Here is a 4,270-nt window from a genome sequence, read left to right as displayed (position 1 = left end):
TTTATGTTGGAGTTGTTGCAGTTTTCACGGCGCAATCATTCGGTATTGAACTAGGATTAATTGATTATGCGCTTATTGCGTTTACAACAACAATTGCTTCTGTGGGCACGGCAGCAGTGCCATCAGCAAGTTTATTCCTTCTAGCGGGTGTGCTAGGTGTGCTAAATGTTTCCGGTGAACAGACGGCGATTGTAGTTGGTTTCTTGCTACCGTTTGATCGTCCATTAGACATGATAAGAACAACGGTTAATGTAACGGGTAATCTTGCTGTCTGTACGGCGGTTGCCAAATGGGAAAATGAATTCGATGAAGAAGAATTCAGACGAGATCCGAGTATTTAATTGAGTTTAAATAACCAAAAAGACCGTATTTTTAAGCGGGCTTTTTTTATATTTAGTTTATTCTTAATCTTTATCACTTGTTTTAAAGCTTGATTTGCGGTCATTTAGAAGACACCGGCACCATCATACCCTGATCCAATAGACCTTTAATGATGTCCGAGATTAAATAGCCGAGGATCCACCCTAATCCGGCTCTTTTGGCTATTGGAATAGTGATGTCCGCTGCGATAAGATAAACGAATGCCTGAAAAAAAACCGTTCTTCTACTCTTATTTATAAAAGAGAGAATTACACTATTATGCTTAAATTTATGTGCTTCAGGCAAAGAAAAAACCCTGCTTGAAAATAAGCAGGGTTTTCATTAAATAGTTGTTGTCTTTTAAAGCTTTTCTGCGTGACCTTCTAGGTAGCTTGCGACGCCGCCTGCGTTTGGCTTCATACCTTCATCTCCTTTGTTCCATCCTGCTGGGCAGACTTCACCGTGTTCTTCATGGAATTGAAGTGCTTCTACCATACGGATGCTTTCATCAACATTGCGGCCAAGTGGAAGATCATTGATGACATAATGACGAATGTTGCCTTTTTTATCGATTAGGAATGAACCACGAAGAGCAACACCGGCACCTTCAATAAGGACATCATAATCAGAGGCAATTGATTTCGTAAGGTCAGCGACCAATGGGAAATTAATGGAGCCAATGCCACCTTTTTCAGGGGCTGTGTTTCGCCAGGCATAATGTGAGAATTGGCTGTCTACACTGACGCCGATTACTTTACAACCGAGTTCTTTAAATTTATCCATACGATTGGAGAATGCAATAATTTCCGAAGGACAAACAAAAGTAAAATCAAGAGGATAAAAGAAAATAAGACCATAATCACCATCAAGATAATCATGTAAGTTCATTTCTGTAATTTCGTCATTTTCCATAACGGCTTGAGCTGTGAAATCGGGGGCTTTTTGACCGATTAGTGACATTTTTTTCTCCATATTATAATTTTGTTGTGAGTTAGAATTGTTATAAAATAGTGTCCTTGTCTTAGTTAAGTCAAGGATATTATTGTCAATTTTTTATGGGTGGTTTGAATTAAACTTTTATTACAACCTCATTTATAGATTTTTTCTATTTCGGGTCCGTTTTTTTATAATTGCGGTTGTCATTTAATTTTCTTTCCTGATATCTTTGGGATTAATGTAGGGTATGATGCTATTGGCTATACTGACTTAAAGAAATTTGTTTTATAGTAACTTAATTTTCTATACTTGCTGCTTAAATTTACGGATTGTTTATACTGTGGTGAAAAAAATTAATAGAACTACATGAAGAGCTACATACCAAATATCGGCGCGTTTGATTTTTTAAAATTGTGGACGGCACAAAGATCAGATACGGTATATTTCTGGTTGAGGGATTAACCGTCGGATTAATTTTACTCTTAATTGGCCACCGAGAATTTATTGAAAAATACACTGAATTCATTGAGGATTTTCAAAAAGAGGGTTTCATGTTTTCACTATGGATCACCCTGGGCAGGGGCTTTCTGATCACGTACTCAAAAACCGTATCAAGGGCCATAACCCTGATTTTGACCTTATAATTTTAGATATTCAGGAATTTATCTAAGAAATTATTTGCCCTTCTGAATTGGTACATAAAGTGTATTTGATTGCTCATTCCTTGGGGCGCATTTTGCTTTAAAATATTTGCATGATTATCAAGGTGTATTTGATAAAGCTCTAATTCTATAACCCTTTACAGATTTGGACTATCATGAGGTAATTTATATCTTCTTCGCCAAGTTATATTTTACTTTTTTGACGTTAATTGGCTTTTCAAGGGCCTTTGCACCCAAAAAAGCACAACGAAGAGCGATGATTGATCATAAGAAGGCATTTTCCGGCTTAACCCATGATCAAGATAGATATAATCGTTCGCAGGAAGCATTGAAACAAAATCCCGACCTTTTTGTTGGGTGGGGACCTACGGATGGTTAAGCGCAGCAAGTAAAAGTATTGCTAAAATTCAACGGGCAGGGTTTATTAAAAGTATAAAAACAGAGATACTTTTTATCCTTTCTGGTGACGAAAAAGTGGTTAACAATAAAAAAAATTTAAACTGATTTCAGAAATGCATAATGTGAAGGTTAAAGCCATAGAAGGAGCCAGACACGAGTTATACAGAGAAAGTGATTAATATAGAGATCAGATGTGGCAAGCCATTGATCGCTTTTTATGTAGTGGTGTTAAGTAAACCGATGACTTGTTCATGAAGACGTCTGTCACCGCATGTGACAACTTGACCACCTTCAGTTACTTTTTCGCCTTGCCAATTTGTGATAATACCGCCAGCCCCCTCAATAACAGGAATGATCCCTTGAATATCATAAGCTTCTAGACCTGCTTCGATAACGACATCTATAAAACCCATGGCAACCATAGCATAAGCATAGCAGTCATATCCGTTTCGCATCATTTTAGCGCCGGCCGCAACACGAAAAAAACGATCTTGTTCATCGTCATCTTTAAAAAGTTGTAGCGGATCGGTCGTTGAAATAGTGGCATTTAAAATTGTGTCACATGGTCGGCATTTTATAGGTGTACCATTCATGGTGCTACCGTTTTTTGTCCCAATGAAGCGTTCTTTTAAATAGGGTTGATCAATCATACCGATTTCATGATCATCACCATTTTTAAGGGCGATCAATGTCCCCCATGTCGGTACGCCAGTTATATAGGCACGGGTACCGTCGATTGGGTCAATAATCCATTTATAATTGCTGCTTTTTGTTTCGTCGGCATGCTCTTCACCGATGATCGAGTGGGTTGGGTATTTTTCTCTGATTATTTCACGAATGGCAAATTCTGTGTTGCGGTCAGCCACAGTTACGGGATCAAATTCAGTACCTAATTTTTTCCCTTTGCTCAATACATCAAGAGGTTTTTTGAAATACTTGAGACTTACCGCTGCAGCAGCATTGCCAATTTCATTCATGAAGGTGATATAATCTTTCTCATTATCCATTCATTCTGTTTCAATGATTTTGATAGAGATGTCAAGGAAATGATCTATTTAGGTATTATGTGGAATAAGTGCGGTTATCAGATAAGAAATATCGTCATTTTCACCGTTGAAACGGTAGGTCTATCCAGCCAATCTGATTATAACTGCTTTCGTGATCTGGCATGTTACTGATATTGATCGAATAATTATAATTCGTCAAAAAATACGATTATTTTTAAAGTTACTTAAAAACATTGGCTTAGTCTTATATGGTTGATGTATTTTTATGAGGGCTAGGCGTGTTGTTTTGGCAAATTTAACGGATTTAGGTGTTTTATTGGGGTAAAATGAAACACTTTAAATACACTCTTAGCACACCTATAACACACCTTTTTTGGGTAATTCTGGTGATTATATCTTATCTGCCAAACGACAAGCCTGATCAATGGCTCTTTTGGCATCAAGTTCAGTTGCGACATCAGCACCGCCGATTAAATGGACTTTTTCACACTTTAGTTGTTTCATTAATGAACGTTCCGGCTCTTGACCGCTACAGATAACGATATGATCAACGTCTAATATTTTTTTTTCATTATTTACAATGATATGTAATCCTTCATTATCAATTTTCTGATAATCACATCCGGGTATCATATTGATTTTTTTCTTTCTCAGCTCAAGACGGTGGATCCAGCCAGCGGTTTTGGGAAGCGTTTTACCAAGTTTTGTGTTTTTACGCTGTAAAAGATAAATTTCACGAGCAGAAGGGGCAAATTCAGCTTTTATTCCTTCAATAGCGCTTCTTGCCTTTAATGTCATATCAACGCCCCATGCTTTCATAAAGGATGGAATATTTAAACTATTGCTTTTACCTTGATGGCTTAGATACTCCGCAACGTCAAAACCAATGCCGCCTGCACCAATGAT

5 protein-coding genes and 1 pseudogene are annotated in these 4,270 nt (G+C 37.4%); 3 read left to right on the top strand and 3 right to left on the bottom strand.

Going from position 1 to position 4,270, the window contains the following annotated elements:
- Positions 1-341: dicarboxylate/amino acid:cation symporter (locus ACTF6W_RS05605; RefSeq protein WP_438993564.1), on the top strand; the 341-nt coding region annotated here is incomplete at its 5' end.
- Between the two features lie 379 nt (positions 342-720).
- Here the strand turns inward: ACTF6W_RS05605 and ACTF6W_RS05600 are convergent.
- On the bottom strand, positions 721-1,320 hold the full coding sequence (locus ACTF6W_RS05600; protein ID WP_438993563.1) for a peroxiredoxin: 600 nt from the start codon (positions 1,318-1,320) through the stop codon (positions 721-723).
- A 520-nt stretch (positions 1,321-1,840) separates the two neighbouring features.
- Here ACTF6W_RS05600 and ACTF6W_RS05595 point away from each other — a divergent pair.
- Together ACTF6W_RS05595 and ACTF6W_RS05590 are read left to right on the top strand one after the other, a co-directional pair.
- Positions 1,841-1,966: pseudogene (locus tag ACTF6W_RS05595) on the top strand (alpha/beta fold hydrolase); the annotation flags it as partial.
- Between the two features lie 248 nt (positions 1,967-2,214).
- A complete protein-coding gene (locus ACTF6W_RS05590) occupies positions 2,215-2,337 on the top strand; it encodes a hypothetical protein (RefSeq protein ID WP_438993562.1) in 123 nt (40 codons plus the stop codon).
- A gap of 235 nt (positions 2,338-2,572) precedes the next feature.
- Here the strand turns inward: ACTF6W_RS05590 and hisN are convergent, their stop codons facing one another.
- Positions 2,573-3,364: a histidinol-phosphatase gene (gene hisN, locus ACTF6W_RS05585; RefSeq protein ID WP_438993561.1), complete on the bottom strand. Its 792-nt coding sequence runs from the start codon at positions 3,362-3,364 to the stop codon at positions 2,573-2,575.
- A 390-nt stretch (positions 3,365-3,754) separates the two neighbouring features.
- Positions 3,755-4,270 (bottom strand): FAD-dependent oxidoreductase (locus ACTF6W_RS05580; protein ID WP_438993560.1); only part of this gene is annotated, 516 nt, incomplete at its 5' end.

Source organism: Pseudemcibacter sp., from assembly GCF_965661635.1.
GTDB lineage: Bacteria > Pseudomonadota > Alphaproteobacteria > Sphingomonadales > Emcibacteraceae > Pseudemcibacter.
The sequence above is the reverse complement of the archived record's forward strand: the minus strand, read 5'-3'. Positions and strand labels throughout refer to the sequence as shown.